At 64.6% G+C, this 14,959-nt stretch carries 13 protein-coding genes; 6 read left to right on the top strand and 7 right to left on the bottom strand.

Annotated features, from left to right (window positions below; translation table 11 throughout):
* The first annotated feature begins 74 nt into the window (after window positions 1–74).
* Together malQ and IWX65_RS10565 are read left to right on the top strand one after the other, a co-directional pair.
* On the top strand, window positions 75–2,249 hold the full coding sequence (gene malQ, locus IWX65_RS10570; protein ID WP_196882704.1) for a 4-alpha-glucanotransferase: 2,175 nt from the start codon (window positions 75–77) through the stop codon (window positions 2,247–2,249).
* Between the two features lie 28 nt (window positions 2,250–2,277).
* A complete protein-coding gene (locus IWX65_RS10565) occupies window positions 2,278–3,210 on the top strand; it encodes an NAD(P)/FAD-dependent oxidoreductase (protein WP_196882703.1) in 933 nt (310 codons plus the stop codon).
* 34 nt (window positions 3,211–3,244) lie between these two features.
* Here the strand turns inward: IWX65_RS10565 and IWX65_RS10560 are convergent, their stop codons facing one another.
* Genes IWX65_RS10560 through IWX65_RS10550 form a run of 3 tightly spaced genes read right to left on the bottom strand, consistent with a single transcriptional unit; the run spans window position 3,245 to window position 4,746 of the window.
* Window positions 3,245–4,036, bottom strand: a complete 792-nt coding sequence (locus tag IWX65_RS10560; protein ID WP_196882702.1) for an alpha/beta hydrolase — start codon at window positions 4,034–4,036, stop codon at window positions 3,245–3,247.
* A complete protein-coding gene (locus tag IWX65_RS10555) occupies window positions 4,023–4,304 on the bottom strand; it encodes an acylphosphatase (RefSeq protein WP_196882700.1) in 282 nt (93 codons plus the stop codon). Before IWX65_RS10555 ends, IWX65_RS10560 begins: the two co-directional genes overlap by 14 nt.
* Before the next feature lie 31 nt (window positions 4,305–4,335).
* The gene (locus IWX65_RS10550; protein WP_196882699.1) at window positions 4,336–4,746 is read right to left on the bottom strand and encodes a YtxH domain-containing protein; all 411 of its coding nucleotides are present in this window, start codon (window positions 4,744–4,746) and stop codon (window positions 4,336–4,338) included.
* Window positions 4,747–5,422: 676 nt separating this feature from the next.
* Between IWX65_RS10550 and IWX65_RS10545 the strand changes: the two genes are divergently transcribed.
* Together IWX65_RS10545 and IWX65_RS10540 are read left to right on the top strand one after the other, a co-directional pair.
* The gene (locus tag IWX65_RS10545; protein WP_442859189.1) at window positions 5,423–5,938 is read left to right on the top strand and encodes an Lrp/AsnC family transcriptional regulator; all 516 of its coding nucleotides are present in this window, start codon (window positions 5,423–5,425) and stop codon (window positions 5,936–5,938) included.
* A 142-nt stretch (window positions 5,939–6,080) separates the two neighbouring features.
* On the top strand, window positions 6,081–6,740 hold the full coding sequence (locus IWX65_RS10540; RefSeq protein ID WP_196882697.1) for a peroxiredoxin-like family protein: 660 nt from the start codon (window positions 6,081–6,083) through the stop codon (window positions 6,738–6,740).
* 60 nt (window positions 6,741–6,800) lie between these two features.
* On the opposite strand, the gene IWX65_RS10535 is transcribed toward IWX65_RS10540, so the two are convergent.
* The 3 genes from IWX65_RS10535 to IWX65_RS10525 all read right to left on the bottom strand — a co-directional run bounded on the left by IWX65_RS10535 (window position 6,801) and on the right by IWX65_RS10525 (window position 11,502).
* Complete coding sequence (locus IWX65_RS10535; protein WP_334683804.1) at window positions 6,801–8,609, bottom strand: gamma-glutamyltransferase family protein; 1,809 nt, start codon at window positions 8,607–8,609, stop codon at window positions 6,801–6,803.
* Window positions 8,610–8,655: 46 nt separating this feature from the next.
* Complete coding sequence (locus IWX65_RS10530; RefSeq protein ID WP_196882695.1) at window positions 8,656–10,029, bottom strand: aspartate aminotransferase family protein; 1,374 nt, start codon at window positions 10,027–10,029, stop codon at window positions 8,656–8,658.
* A gap of 129 nt (window positions 10,030–10,158) precedes the next feature.
* Entirely contained in the window at window positions 10,159–11,502 is a 1,344-nt protein-coding gene (locus IWX65_RS10525; protein ID WP_196882693.1) for an aminotransferase-like domain-containing protein, read from the bottom strand.
* Window positions 11,503–11,704: 202 nt separating this feature from the next.
* Between IWX65_RS10525 and IWX65_RS10520 the strand changes: the two genes are divergently transcribed.
* Window positions 11,705–12,994 carry an Nramp family divalent metal transporter gene (locus IWX65_RS10520; protein WP_196882691.1) on the top strand — a complete coding sequence of 430 codons (1,290 nt, stop codon included), beginning with the start codon at window positions 11,705–11,707 and terminating at the stop codon, window positions 12,992–12,994.
* Window positions 12,995–13,116: 122 nt separating this feature from the next.
* On the opposite strand, the gene IWX65_RS10515 is transcribed toward IWX65_RS10520, so the two are convergent.
* On the bottom strand, window positions 13,117–13,917 hold the full coding sequence (locus IWX65_RS10515) for an alpha/beta fold hydrolase (RefSeq protein ID WP_196882689.1): 801 nt from the start codon (window positions 13,915–13,917) through the stop codon (window positions 13,117–13,119).
* 377 nt (window positions 13,918–14,294) lie between these two features.
* Between IWX65_RS10515 and IWX65_RS10510 the strand changes: the two genes are divergently transcribed.
* A complete protein-coding gene (locus IWX65_RS10510) occupies window positions 14,295–14,927 on the top strand; it encodes a uracil-DNA glycosylase (protein ID WP_196820838.1) in 633 nt (210 codons plus the stop codon).
* The last annotated feature ends 32 nt before the right edge of the window (window positions 14,928–14,959 follow it).

Genomic DNA, 14,959 nt, shown 5'->3' with positions numbered 1-14,959 from the left:
GGGGCAGGTCCAACCTGCCCCGCCGTCGTCGTGAAAAGGTGGAGTACGGCTCGGGTGCCGCCTACATTGGAGGAATGGCTGATTCCACCACCGCAAGCACGCCCACCGCACTTCAGCGGCTCGCCGAAGCCCACCGGGTGGGCACCACCTTCCTGGGGTGGGACGGAGAGCCAAAGCAGGTAGAGCACCAGACCCTCGTCGCGGTACTGACCGCCCTCGGCGTGCCGGCCGGCACCGATAAGGATGTCGAAAAGTCCCTTGCAGAACTGGAGGCGGCCCCGTGGCGCAGGTTGCTGCCGCGCGTCGTCGTCGTTCGGGAAGGCCGGTTGGGCCCTGTCCCGGTGCACGCGCCTGCCGGCGCCGAGGTGCGGGTATGGGCTACCGGCGAGGACGGCATCCATTACAGCGGCACCGTGGACACCTCTCCGATCGCAGAGCGGGAGGTCGACGGGGAGAAGCGCGTCAGCCTTTCCGCGGTGCTCCCGCATGCGCTGCCGCTCGGCTGGCACACTCTTCACGCCGAGGCGGATGGGCTTCAGGAGCAGTGCGCGCTCATCATCACGCCCGACCGCCTCTCGACGACGCAGCGCCTTTCGGACAAGAGGTCCTGGGGACTCATGGTGCAGCTCTATTCGGTGCGGTCGGCACGTTCCTGGGGAATCGGTGATCTCGGTGACCTCGGTTCGCTGGCGCAGGTCGCGGCGGGGAAGGGTGCCGGTTTCGTGCTGGTCAACCCCCTCCACGCCGCCGAACCGGTGCCGCCGGTCGAACCCTCTCCCTACCTGCCCACCACGCGGCGCTTCTTCCACCCGATGTACCTGCGAATCGAGGACATCCCCGAGTATGCGCGGCTCGACGCCGAAGCGCGGGGCCGGATCGACGAGCTCGCAGGGGGCTTCGCGGAGGCTAATACGAGTGCCGACCTCCTGGACCGGGATGCGTCTTTCGCTGCGAAACTCGAGGCGCTCGAGCTGGTCTTCCGGATTGAACGTCCACGCCAGCGGCAGAGTGACTTCGAGGAGTTCCTCGTACACCAGGGACAGGGACTGAAGGACTTTGCGCTGTGGTCGGCCCTGGCCGAGACCTACGCTCCCGGCGGACCCGAGTGGGCGGACGTGGGAAGGCCCGGCAGTGCGGAGGCACTTGCCGAGGCCGAGCGGCTGGCTCCCCGCATCGAATTCCATGAGTGGCTGCAGTGGCTGTGCGACGAACAGCTACAGGAAGCCCAGCTGGAGGCGACGGGAAGCGGGATGGGCATCGGCATCATGCACGACCTCGCCGTGGGAGTCCATCCCAGCGGGGCCGACGCCTGGACGCTGCAGGACGTCCTGGCGCCAGGCATCAGCGTCGGAGCGCCGCCGGATATGTTCAACCAGCACGGCCAGGACTGGAGCCAGCCGCCGTGGCATCCGGAGCGGTTGGCCGAGTCCGGGTACCAGGCCTTCCGCGACATGCTGCGCAACATCCTCCGGCATGCCGGAGGGATCCGGATCGACCACATCCTCGGGCTCTTCCGGCTCTGGTGGATCCCGCAGGGGTCAGCGCCCGGAGGTGGGGCGTACGTGTACTACGACCACGAGGCGCTGATCGGAATCCTCGCGCTGGAGGCGGAGCGCGCGGGCGCCGTCGTCGTGGGCGAGGACCTCGGCGTCTTCGAGCCGGGGGTGCAGGAGTACCTTGCGGAGCGCGGCATTCTCGGGACGTCGATCCTGTGGTTCGAGCAGGACGACGACGGCCCTGTCGTCCCCGAGAAGTACCGGCAGGGGTGCCTGACTACCGTGACCACGCATGACCTGCCGCCGTCGGCCGGTTACCTCGCGGGTGAACATGTTGCGCTGCGGGAAAAGCTGGGCCTGCTCAGCAGGCCGGTCGAGGAGGAGCGGGCTGAGGACCAGGCCGTGCAGGAGACCTTCCTGTCGCTGCTTCGGGAAAGGAAACTGCTGCCGGCGAAGGGCGCAGCATCGGTGCAGGAGACGGTCGAGGCGCTGCACGCGCTGATCGCGCAATCGCCGTCGGTGCTCCTCGGGGTGGCGCTGGCGGATGCCGTGGGAGAGCGACGTACGCAGAACCAGCCGGGCACCAATGACGAGTACCCGAACTGGCAGATCCCGCTGGCCGATGCGGACGGCGAAGCTGTGTTGATCGACCACCTCGAGGACAATGTGCGATTCGCCTCGCTCGTGAAGGTCCTGGGAACCAAAAGTCCGCGCCGCGTCAAGTCAACGGGTGATGCTAAGCAGGCTGACTGATCGAGTTTCTTCGTGATCAGATAGAAGCATGGATGATGAAAAGGCGGAACAGTTCGACGTCGTCGTGGTGGGTGGGGGAGTAGCGGGCCTGAGTGCGGCGCTGGTGCTTGCACGGGCCCGGCGCCGGGTCGCCGTGGTGAATGTCCGGCAGCCCCGCAACGCACCGGCTGAGGCCGCCCAGGGCTTCCTGACCCGCGATGGCGAGTCGCCGCTCGAGCTGGTGCGCCTCGGCCGGGAGGAAGTGGAATCCTACGGGACGGTTTTCCTGGACGGAGAGGTCTGTTCGGCGCGCGATGCAGCGGAAACCTGGGTCCTGGAGCTCGATGGCGGAGGCACTCTCCGTGGCCGGCACGTGGTGCTGGCCACCGGATTGAGGGACATCCTGCCGGATATCGAAGGCGCGCGTGAAGCCTGGGGCAAGGGGCTGCTGCAGTGCCCCTACTGCCATGGCTGGGAGGTGCGCGACCGCGAACTCGGCGTCCTTGCCACCGAGGACACGTCGCTGCAGCAGGCCGTGCTGCTGCGGCAGTGGTCTCCGGTAGTCACGCTTTTCACCCACACCCTCGGCGCTGTCCCGCCCGACGACGCACTCACGCTCAAGGCGCGCGGTGTGCGGATCGTCGACGGCGCGGTCCGCCGCCTCGTTTCCGGACCCACCGGCCTCGAGTCGGTCGAGCTGACTGACGGGACAGTGGTTGAGTGCGCGGCGGTGTTCTGCGAGCCGCAGGCCGAAGTGGGTTCCCCCCTGATCTCGGCCCTCGGCTGCGAGTTCCGGGAGGACGGCTGCGTCGTCACCGATGATCTCGGACGCACGACCGCCGACCGCGTCTGGGCAGTCGGAAACGTAGCGGACCCGAGCGCGCAGCTCGTCTCGGCGGCGGGGGATGCCTACCGAACGGCGGTTTCGGTCAACGCGGTCCTTGCCTTCGAGGACGCCGAGGCCGAGAAGGCGTCTCTCTGACCTGACCGGCTTCATCTCCAGCAGGGGACGGTTCTCACCTGGCGGAGCGGGTCCAGTCCAGCCACTGGGCAGCCTCCTGCACGATGCCCGCCGGCACTGTGTGCGGTCCCTCGAACTCCCGGTACGTCACGTCATACCCATCGTCCTTCAGGGCCGGGACGATGCGGTGGCTGGTGCTGCGGATGGGGAGTATGGTGTCATCGATTCCGTGTGACACGAATACTTCCGGCTGTCCACTCCGCGGGCCCACCGGGATGAAGCCGGGCGAGAAGGCGAGGATGCGCCGGAAGAGTCCGCCATTCGCCAGGCCCAGACCAAGAGCGTAGGACGCGCCGTCGGAGAACCCGGCGATGCCGATTCGCTCAGGATCGATGGCAACCGATCGGAACACCTCCTCGAGCGAGCGTTCGAGGACCCCGACGTCGGGACCGTAGCTGTCCCGGATGGCATCCCAGGTGCTCCCTCGCGAAGCCGGGGACAGGATTACCGCGTTGTACTGGTCGGCAAGGGAAGTGAGCAGGGCCGACCCGCCAGCGGCATCACCCCCTGCGCCGTGCAGGGAAACCAGCAGGGGTGCGGGCTCGCCGGAAGTCAGTGTTGCGGGCACGTAGACCAGTGAGTCCCGCTGCTGTTCCGCACCGAGCGGGCGTGAACCCGGCGTAATCGGGCTCTTCGGGGGTCGCTGGCCGGGCCGGGCGGCGAGGAGCGCCGGATGTTCCGTGTCGTTCAACCGCCCTCCGTCAGCATCGCAGCCGCTCACGGCCCCCAATGCAGCGACGCAGGCTCCGAGAAGGACGGTCCGCCTCGCCGCTTCAGAGGCACTCAAACCCCGTGGAGCTTTCACTGGATTCTCGAATGGCCGCGTCGACAGAATCGACGCGGCCCGGCGTCTCACCGGCTTCGATACGGCGGAGCAGTTCGGTGATACCCGACGTGGGGCCCTCCGCCACCAGCGATACCGAGCCGTCCGGATTGTTGATGGCGGACCCCGTCAGGCCGAGATCCTCGGCGGAACGGCGTGCCCAGTAGCGGAATCCCACCGCCTGCACCTCACCCGTGACGGTCGCGGTGAGGCGCTGCGGCTTCGTGTCCAATGCCGTTTCCTGCCGTTCCGCTTTCCAAGCCCTAGAGTGTAGGGCGGGTTTCGTCGTCCTGGTTCAGGAAGGGCGTGATGTCGACCTGTTCCGGATCACCGCCGCTGGGGCCGGTGCCGTTTGCGCCGGTGGTGGTCCCGCTGGTTCCTCCGCCGGTGCCGGTGGACGTCACCACCGGCACTGTCGGGCTCCCGGAGGCCGATCCGCTACCGGACGAGTCCGCGGGCTTGTCGCGCTTCAAGGCACCGGTCAACTTCTCCTGCATCGCGGGCGCCTTGGTCTTGACCGATTCGGTGGTACTGGAAACCTTTTCCTGGACCTTCGGGTTGTTCCACAACTCGGTGGCCTTCGTCTTGATCTTTTCGTAGCTCCCGCGGCCCGCGCGTGATCCCAGGACGTAACCGGCAGCCATACCTGCGGTGAAAACAAGCTTGTTCTTCATGATGGTGCTCCATTCTTCTCGAGGGTGCGTTCCTCCGAATCTAGTCCAACGCTTCGGCGCGCGCGAGGTCGAAATCGGACAGGCTCCCGCTCAAGCGCACGAAGATGACGGCTCTGCCGCCGGTTTTGCACCATTGCCGTGCACGCGCGTCAGGGAAGGCACGACGACGACGGGGTCAGCAGGGCCGATAGGTTTTTCCGCCCGGCGCGTAGCAGCGCGGACCGGTGTACCCCGGGTAGGGGTCGGCTGCGGGTGGTGCGGGTGCAACGGCGCCGGCGCCGGCGCCGGCATCTGAGTTGGTCGCGAGGATGCAGCAGGCGCGGAATGTCCAGCTGCCCCCTCCGTCAAGCCGCTGCTCGGACGGGGACGGATATCCGCGCAACAAGCGGTCGGCCGTGATCAAGTCGGTCACGGAGCGGACGGCATCGAGGGCGCCGTGATAAGCACAGCCGCGGCGGCAATGATCGTTCGGTGACTGATGAGAGCCCCTCACCGGTCTGCAATGACGAGTAGGTGAGGGGTCGACGGTCGGCTATCGGCGGACACTTGTTGGTGTCGTCCCGTCAGATGAGCCGGTGGGCTGCCCTGCGGTGCCTGCCGCTTTCGCTTGTGACGATCGCAGCTTTCGCTCCAGTAGACAGGATTGAAACAGATCGGGCAACAGGTACACTCTTAGGTGGTCAATCTGACCAGTAACAGGACGATACATCGGCAGGAAGTGGTCAATGTGCGGGATCTCGACGCAATCGACAAGAAAATCCTCGTTGCGCTCGATGAGGACCCTCGCGCTCCGGTGATGGTGTTGGCGCAGAAGCTCGGACTGGCGCGCGGAACCATTCAGGCTCGGCTGGAGCGGATGACGGGTAGCGGTGTGCTGCGCTCGAACAGCAGCCGGATCCTGCCGGCCGCTTTGGGGCGGGCGGTGATGGCATCTGTTTCTGCCGAGCTGGACCAGTCGAAGTTGAATGAGGCAATAGAGGCGCTGCGCAACATCCCTGAAGTGCTCGAATGCCATGCGCCGGCAGGTGACACCGACCTGCTGTGCCGGGTAGTGGCCAAGAGTCCCGACGACCTCTACCGCGTCAGCGAGGTGATCCGGCTGTGCCCAGGCATCCTCCGAACCTCGACAAGCATGTATCTGCGCGAGGTCATCTCCTACAGGACGACGGGGCTTCTTGCAGCCGAGGAATGACGGCCACAAGCCACTCGAAGCTGCATCGGACCGGTTTCCTCTTTTGTGTCCGCTCATGACGGGCGGATCGCCTGCACCGGTTCATTCTCCTACGCTGACAGGAAGCACGATCGCCTGAACCTCCGAGCAAGGGACTGCCCACGTGGCTACGAGCAACATCGCGACACAGATCGAATCGTTCAATAGGGACTTCACCGAAAAGATCGGCCCGGACCTCTCGGCCGCCTTCGTCCGTGAGCAGTTCCAGCTCAATCAGGCAGGCATTCCGGGGAACGCAGTATCGGTGGGCGATCGACTTCCCGAGGCGAAACTGATCGCAGCCGACGGGTCGATCGTCACGCTGTTCGAATCCCTCGGCAGTGCCTCCACTGTCCTTGTGTTCTACCGGGGCGCCTGGTGCCCGTACTGCAACATCACGCTGAAGACCTACCAGCTGGAACTGCTCCCGCTGCTCCAGCAACGCGGTGACGCCCTGGTCGCCATCAGCCCGCAAACGCCCGACGGCTCGAGCGCCGCGGCCGACGGCGGGAATCTGCAGTTTGCGGTCCTCTCCGATGAAGGGAACATGCTGGCGCGGCAGCTGGGCATCGTCACCGCCCCCAGCGACGAAGCACGCAAAGCGCATACGGAACTAGGGTTCGACGTCGCTGACAGCAATGCGGATTCGACCGCAGCTATCCCATTCCCCACTGTCCTCATCGTGGATGCCTCGGGTGTTGTGCGCTTCGTCGACATCCACGTCGACTACACCACGCGCACCGAGGTCACCGATATCGAGGAAGCGTTGTCCTCACTCGGCTGACGGTCCCCGCACGGTGGCCCGACGCGCTGCCTCCGGTGTTACCGCCGTGGTGGATCTCCCCTACCTTCCGACCGCATACCCCTGCATGCCGCGGGGATTCGCACCCGCTCGCAGCATGCCGGTGTCGGGGTCGCGGGACACCGCGCACAACCGCCCGATTTCCCAGTCGCCGGCCCGCCCAACCCGGTGGCCGCGGGATCTCAGCTCGGTGAGGACGTCGTCCCCCACCCGCTGCTCGATGAGAACCACCCCGAGCTGATGCTCGTGAGGGTAGAAGGAACTCGGGAAATGCGTGCTGTTGAATGCCGGCGCGTCGATGGCCTCCTGCAGATTCATGCCACCCAGGATCAAGTTGAGGAAGAAGTGAAGCTGCCACTGATCCTGCTGATCCCCGCCCGGTGATCCGAATGCCAGGACCGGTTCGCTCCCCTTCATCACCAGGGTGGGGGAGAGAGTGGTCCGGGGGCGTTTGCCCGGGGCGAGCGTGTTGGGCAGGCCATCCTCCAACCAGGCCATCTGTAGCCGGGTGCCCAGGGGAAAGCCGAGCTCGGGAATGATCGGCGATGAATGCAGCCATCCGCCGCTCGGCATCGCGGACACCATGTTGCCCCAACGGTCCACGACGTCGACATGGACAGTGTCGGTCCGTGCCTCGCCGCTGGACTTGGGACCGGAGTCCAGCAGGGCCGCGACGGCGTTCGGCTCGCCGACCCCGGTAAGTCCTGCTGCGTCGAAAACGGTTTTCACCTCGAGATCAGGGAGGACCGGCGTTCGGCCGTCCGGGCTGCCCGGCCGGATCTCCAGCGACGCGTCTTCCCCGATGAGTTGACGCCGCTGCGCCGCGTAGTCGGCGGACAACAGTGTTGTCCCTGGTACGTCGGTGACATCGCCGTACCAGGCATCCCGGTCCGCGAACGCCAGCTTGGTGGCCTCGATAATCTTGTGGATGCCGTCGGCTGTACCGGGCTGAACCTCGAGCCCGTCCAACAGGGCAAGTTGCTGCAGGAAGACCGGCCCCTGGCTCCAGAACCCCGCCTTGCAGACAGTGTGTCCCTTGAATGTCAGGGTTTGCGGCTCCTCGTAGTGCGGACGCCAGGACGCGAGATCGTCCCGGCTCAGAAGCCCGCGGTGATCTTTGCCGGAGGAGTCCCGGCAAGGGATGTCCACGAATTCGGTAATTGCCTGCGCCACAAATCCTTCCGTCCACTCCCGGATGGCGGCGTCAATGCCGTCCGAACGTGTTCCGCCGTCGGCGAGCACCTGCTTTTCGGCATCCATCAGCCGCCGGTAGGTCCTGGCCAGTGCCTTGTTGACGAGCAGTTGGCCGGGCTCGGGAACCTTGCCACCCGGCAGGTAGACATCGGCCGAAGATTTCCAGTGCTTCCGGAAGAGCGGCTCCACGCGCCGGATGTATTCGACCACCTTCGCGGCCGCCGGAAAACCGTTCTCCGCATAACTTTCGGCCATCTCCAAAGCCTCCAGCAGGCTGACCGTTCCATGGTCCCGCAGGAAGGTCAGCCATCCCAGGACGGATCCTGGGACGGCCGCGGCCAATAAGCCCGTTCCGGGCACCATGTCGAGATCCAGGTCAGCGAAGGCCTCGAGCGTTGCCGCAGCAGGTGCGGGGCCTTGCGCGCACAATACCGTGGGCTTCTTGTCGTCGGCTCGCGCGAAGATCAGCGGCATGTCCCCGGCCGGACCGTTCTGGTGGGGTTCGACGACGTGGAGGGTGAAACCTGCTGCAACCGCGGCGTCGAACGCGTTCCCGCCGCGCTCGAGGATGGCCATTCCCACCTGGGATGGGATCCAGTGGGTCGAGGAGACCATGCCGAAGGTGCCGGAAAGTTCCGGCCGGGTAGTGAAGCTCATCGGGGAAGCCTTTCTTGTTCAGATATGCGACCGAGGCGGTGCCTGTTCAGCCGGTGTAGTGCTTGTCGGCCACCGCGAGTGCCTCGTCGAGAATATCGATTCCTTCCCGAACCTCGTCGGCTGTCGTGGTGCAGGGCGGAACAATGTGCGTGCGGTTGAAGTGAGTGAATGGCCACAAGCCGCGGCTCTTGCAGGCGTTGGCGAACTCGACCATGGGCGCTGCAGCTGCTCCAGTGGCGTTGAACGGCACCAGGGGCTGACGGGTTTTTCGGTCGACGACGAGTTCGAGTGCCCAGAACACGCCAAGGCCACGGACTTCTCCGACGCTCGGGTGGCGTTCAGCCAGAGCCCTCAACTGTGGTCCGATGACGTCCCGTCCCAGGGCGCGAGCGTTCTCGACAATCCCTTCCTCGTGGAAGATGTTGATCGAGGCGACGGCTGAAGCGCAGGCGAGGGGGTGTCCGGAGTAGGTGAGTCCACCCGGATATGGACGGTCATCGAAGGTCCGTGCAATTTCCTCCGAGATGATGACGCCACCAAGCGGAACGTACCCGGAGTTCGATCCCTTGGCGAAGGTGATCAGGTCGGGTGTCACATTCCAGCGGTCGACGGCGAACCACTCACCGCACCGGCCGAACCCTGACATGACCTCATCGACGATGAACACGATCCCGAATTCGTCACAGAGTGCCCGCACCCCGGGAAGGTAGTTCTCCGGCGGGACGAGGATGCCGTTCGTGCCGACGACGGGCTCGAGAATGATCGCCGCTATGGTGTGTGGTCCTTCGACGGTAATGATGTCCCGCAGGTGTGTGAGCGCACGCTCGCACTCCTCGCTGTCGTCGGCTGCGTGGAAAGCGGACCGGTATGAATAGGGTCCCCAGTAGCGGACGACGCCGGACATGGTGGGCTCGGAGGGCCAACGCCGCGGATCACCGGTGAGGGCTATCGCGCCGGCGGTGGACCCGTGGTAACTGCGGTATGCGGCGAGCACCTTGGCCCTGCCGGTGTGCAGGCGTGCCATTCGGATAGCATTCTCATTCGCTTCCGCACCGCCGTTCGTGAAGAAGACCTTATTGAGATCGCCGGGAGCCAGTTCCGAGATCAACCGCGCTGCTTCGGATCTGGCATCGTTGGCGAAAAGCGGCGCAATCGTGGTGAGTTTGCCTGCCTGTTCCTGGATTGCCGAGATGAGTTTGGGGTGCTGGTGCCCGATATTCACGTTGACCAACTGTGACGAGAAATCAAGATAACGGTTTCCGTCATAGTCCCAGAAATAGGAACCGAGTGCCCCGGCGATGGGTAGCGGGTCGATCTGCGCCTGGGCCGACCAGGAGTGAAAGACGTGTGCCCTGTCCTTGCGACGGATGTCCTCGCCATTCTCGGCGTCCGTTCCGGTTACGGCGGTAACTGTCTTCAACACGGGATCCTCTCGAGGTGGCTGGCTCGACGGGATCGATTGCGTCAATCCGTCGGGTGAAGCTGACCGTGCCCACACTACGTCGGGTTTCACCCCATGACAACAGTTCGATTGTTACAGTACATAAGATCAACGGCCGCCGCTCCAGCTTCCCGCGAACGCCGCACCGGCAATCAGCTCCGCGAGTTCAGGTATCGATTCCGAGACTGCGCCGATGGTGACCCGGATGTGGCCCTGTTGCCGCGGGAGTACGGCAAACGGCGTACCAGGGGCTACTCCAATGCCCTGGCTCGCTAGCCGCACCATGGCGGCTGACTCGTCCGTGACCGGAATCCAGATGTTGATGCCGTCCACGCCGTCGACCTGGACGCCATGCCCCGCGAGGGCGGCGACCATCGCCTCACGGCGGCGCCGGTATTCACGGCGTGCGTGGCTGATATGTTCAGCTGCCGGCGCTTCGGTGAGCAGGCCGAGCAGGATCCGCTGCAGCAGTCGGCTTGTCCAGCCCTGGCCCAGTTGGCGCCGGGAGATGATCTCGTCGATGATGTTCGCGGGCCCGCTCATGGCCGCGAGTCGTAGGTCCGGGCCGTGCGATTTGGAGAAACTGCGCACGTGCAGCGTCCGCTCCGGCAGCCACTGCCCCAGGCTGATCGCCGGCGTCCAGGCAACGTATCCAGCAGAGTCATCCTCGAGGACGGTGACGTCCGCGGCCCCGATGATCCCGGCCAGCTGCTCGGCGCGCGAGGGGGTCAACGAAACCCCTGTCGGGTTCTGTGCGCGCGGCTGAAGGATCACAGCTGCAGCCGAGGTTGCCAGAGCCTGCTCAAGGGCGCCGGGAAGCATGCCCTGATCATCCATGGGAACCCCCACGATTTCTGCACCGGCGGCCTCGAGCAGGTCGAGCAGCAGGGGGAACGTCGGATGTTCCACAATGACGCGGTCCCCGAAGCGGACCAACGCCCGCGTGGCTAGTTCGAGTGCATCCATCGCGCCGTCCACGACCGCAAAGGTTTCGGCGTCGTAGGGCCAGTCCTGTCGGAGAACCTCGATCAGCTCCGGCACCACCGGTGGATCAAGGTAGCTCCCGGGTGTGACGGCACTCGTCAGGTTCTTCAGTACCTGCTCCAGATCCGGCAGGAGCTCGCGGTCTGGCACGCCTGTGGACAGGTCAAGCGTGAAGAGGCTTTGACGATCCAGGGTCTGGCTGTACCGGGTGGACCCGAGACCGATGTCAGCGACCCTCGTACCGCGTCGCCCGTCGGTGTGGATGGCACCCGATCGGGCGAGGAGCGACCAGGCGGCGCTGATCGTCGTCGGCGACAACTCCAGTTGCGACGCGACGGCGCGAATGGATGGCAGCTTCGTTCCCGGCTGCAGGAATCCGTCACGGATCGCCCGGCTGACCGCGTTCGCCACTCCCCTGGATGTCGGTTCGTCGGGCGCCCAGCCAAGTTCGATCGTCGCTTCAGTCATTTTAGTACTGTAACAAAACCTCTATTGTCATGGTGTCCTGCGTCACCTATCGTTGTCCCTGATCGACCTCACACAAGGGCGTGGAGGATGTTGCAGGGTAATTCACCGCTGACTGCGGTAACCGATGCACAAGCCTGCGACTGCTCGCCGCTGAAACGAAACCCGGGGACCACCATGCAACGGTTGAAAGAGAGTGAAAGTCTTGAGTAACGATCTCGATAATGCGCCGAGGGGCTCACAGCAGCCACCGACCACCTTTGCAAAGAAACTGAAATTCATCGGCCCTGGCCTCATCGTGGCGGCGACCGGCGTCGGCGCCGGTGACTTCATCATGTCCGCCCTCGCTGGAGCCGATTACGGCTGGGCCCTGATGTGGGCGATCATCGGCGGCGCCGCCATCAAGCTCATTCTGTCCGAGGGTATCGGGCGCTGGTACCTGGCGACAGGAAAGACGTTCCTGGAGGGATGGCACTCGCTCGGGTGGGTGGCCACCGGCTATTTCGGTGTCTATGTCGTCGTTTTCGGGCTGATCTATGGTGCGGCGCTCCCAGCGGTATCCGCGCTCATCCTGACCGCGATGTTCCCCGGCCCACCGTTCTGGTTGTGGGCGATCCTGTCAGCGCTCGCCGGGTTCATCCTCGTCTGGTTCGGCCGTTACGCGGTGCTCGAGAAAGCGATGACCATCTTCGTGGCGCTGATGTTCCTCACCGTCGTCGGTTCCGCCGTCGTGATCCTCGCGAACCTGGGTAACGTCACCTACAGTCTCGCGCCGTCGGTTCCCGAAGGCTCCTTCCTCCGCATTCTGGGAGTGATCGGCGGCGTGGGCGGAACCATCACCCTGACCTGCTATTCCTACTGGATCCACGCCAAGGGGTGGATAGGTAAACAGTGGATACCGATGATGCGCTTCGACATCACCTCCGCGTACGTCATCACGTCGATCTTCGCGGTGTCCGTCATGATCATCGGTGCCGAACTCCTCTTCGGTTCCGGCATGACCATCGAGGGCAACGAAGGCCTCGTGGGGCTCGCGGACAGCTACGGCGACAGGTTCGGTTCCACCGCGCGCTGGGCCCTTCTGATTGGTATCTGGGCGGCTATCTTCACGTCGATCCTTGGGCCGTGGCACGGTGTTTCCTTTCTCTTCGCCGATTTCGTCCGCATCATCCGGGACGCAAAACGGAAAGAAGTCAGCTCGCACGAGTCGATCACCGAACAGGATCCCTACTTCCGGATCTACCTGGCCTGGATGACCTTCCCGCCGATGTTGCTCCTGCTGATCGACAGGCCGCTGGCCATTGTCCTCGCCTACGGGATCATGGGCGCAATCTTCATGCCGCTGCTCTCCATCGGGCTGCTCTATCTGCTCAATTCCAAGCGGGTCGACCCCGAGTACCGGAGTGGGAAAATCAACAACACCCTCCTGGTCCTGATCGTCCTGCTGTTCGTGTATCTGGGCGGATCCGAACTGTACTCGACGGTCGTCGGGTAAGCACCGCGCCGGTACTGGAGGCGAGGGCGAGGCACGCGCCCTGACGGGGGCCCGAGAAGCCCATCGAGAAAGGATCGGCACCGGAGATGCTCGGTGCCGATCCTTTCTTCATTGTGCCGGACTCAATGGCCGGACGAGCCGCCCGATTCCAGGAACGGACGGACGAGCTTTAGGAGGGGACCGGGGGGATGAAGTGTCCGCCCGTGGTCCCTGCCCGGCAACAGGTGGAACTGCGCCTCCGGCATCAAGGACGCAGCCCGCTGCGAATCCTCGCAGCGCAACCGGTCCTCCGATCCGGCCAGGAGCAGTGAACGCGTGGTGAGTGTTGCCAGAAGGGATTCGGGGAGGCCCGGTTCCGTCTCGCTGCTCCGGAAGTAGGCGCGGAGCGCGAGTGCATCATTCGCGAGGAAAGCAGCGGCAGTCTGGGGGTCGATGTCGTGGCCGTTGGCATCACCCCATCGGGATACGAATTCCGGCATGCCTCCAGTGGTCAACGCGGCGTCATAACCAGGGAAGAACAGCGACTCTATCTGGCCGGCCGGTGACGAATACGTTCCGCCGGCGGAGATGAAGGACAGCATCCGGTCGGGTTGGTTGGCGAGCAAGGAAAAGCCGACCCGGGCACCGAAGGAGTAACCGAAATAATGCGCAGCCTCAATTCCTTCAGCATCCAGAACGGCAAGGACGTCGCCCGTGACGAGGCCCATGCCGTAACTTGACTCATCTTGCGGTTTATCGCTCCGTCCATGGCCGCGCAGGTCGAGTGAGACCACCTGGTACTGATCCTTGAGGGCCTTGACATAACCGAGCCCACGCCAGATCGCGCGTGAAAGTCCCGACCCATGGACCAGGACGATCGGCGGTCCCTCTCCGGTCTTTTCGTAGGAGATCCGCACTCCGTCCGTGTCGTTCACAGCATCCATGTGTGGCCGCCTTCCTTTCCGGGGACGATCTGGTACTTCTGGTCGGGGCGCTGATGCGAGTACGGCTTGCAACATAGCCCTGGTACGACAGCCTGCCCTACCGGTGGAGTGCGCCCCAACGGTTTCGGCGATGATGGCGAGGTGCGGGGACGGGGAGCAACCAGTTGCCCCGGACGTGAACGGCGGCGTGTCCCCGCCAACACGCCGCCATCGTGCTACGGGTGAGACCCCTGTTCACCGGGCTCCCATCGCCGCCAGCCCGGCGCGCAAAAGGAGACACGCGGAATGAACGTCCCGGTCGGCGTAAGCTTGAATCAAGCGGACAAGTTTTGACCACTCCAGGTAATGCCCGCAAGGAGGCTGAATTGGTACAACGTATGGCGGACCCTTCATATCAGGCCCAGCAATGGGAGCGGCGCTACGACCCGAACATCGAAGACGTGAACCGGCTCTGCGACACCCTAGCCGAAATGAAACCGGATTTCGGTGTCCCCTACATTGATCCAGCCCACGACGTGGACACCTGCAAGATCGTCAGCCTCTTTTCAAGCCCGGGAGCAGAATTGCCCTCGGGCTTTGTTTCGTTCGAAAACGATGACCCCAGCGCCATCCGTGCTGCGAGCATCTATGATGCCGTCGGGATTCTTCCCGAGCAGGTCATGCCATGGAACGCCTACCCCTGGTACCTTCCCGAGGGCAAGGAACGCGCGCTTTCCATGGACCAGATCGCCGACGGCGTGAAGCCGTTGCTCAGCTTCCTGCAGCAGGTGCCGCGGGCCTCCGCCCTGGTTGCCCATGGTGCCGATGCCCATAAAGCAGCCCGCCGTCTCATGAAGCTCGAGAACCGCGCCATCCAGAAGCGGGGCTTCAAGATCTACGAAGTCCGCTCCACCGGCGAGCGCGCCTTCAAGGGCACCCCCGCCAACCAGGAACTCTGGCTGAGCGAAATCCACGCCGCCTACCGTGACGCCATGGGCAGGGCCGGAATCCGGTCCCGCCAGACCATCTAGGCCGTCGCCGGAGCGGGCTGGTCCATGGACTG

Source organism: Arthrobacter sp. CAN_A214 (assembly GCF_015751955.1).
In the GTDB taxonomy this organism is placed as follows: Bacteria; Actinomycetota; Actinomycetes; order Actinomycetales; family Micrococcaceae; genus Arthrobacter_D.
This window is presented reverse-complemented; position numbering and strand designations above follow the sequence as displayed.

Coding starts and splice junctions, on each gene's coding strand:
- IWX65_RS10510 (WP_196820838.1), top strand. CDS start 14,295: ATGGCGGACCCTTCATATCAGGCCCAGCAATGGGAGCGGCGCTACGAC.
- IWX65_RS10515 (WP_196882689.1), bottom strand. CDS start 13,917: ATGGATGCTGTGAACGACACGGACGGAGTGCGGATCTCCTACGAAAAG.
- IWX65_RS10525 (WP_196882693.1), bottom strand. CDS start 11,502: ATGACTGAAGCGACGATCGAACTTGGCTGGGCGCCCGACGAACCGACA.
- IWX65_RS10565 (WP_196882703.1), top strand. CDS start 2,278: ATGGATGATGAAAAGGCGGAACAGTTCGACGTCGTCGTGGTGGGTGGG.
- IWX65_RS10535 (WP_334683804.1), bottom strand. CDS start 8,609: ATGAGCTTCACTACCCGGCCGGAACTTTCCGGCACCTTCGGCATGGTC.
- malQ (WP_196882704.1), top strand. CDS start 75: ATGGCTGATTCCACCACCGCAAGCACGCCCACCGCACTTCAGCGGCTC.
- IWX65_RS10550 (WP_196882699.1), bottom strand. CDS start 4,746: ATGAAGAACAAGCTTGTTTTCACCGCAGGTATGGCTGCCGGTTACGTC.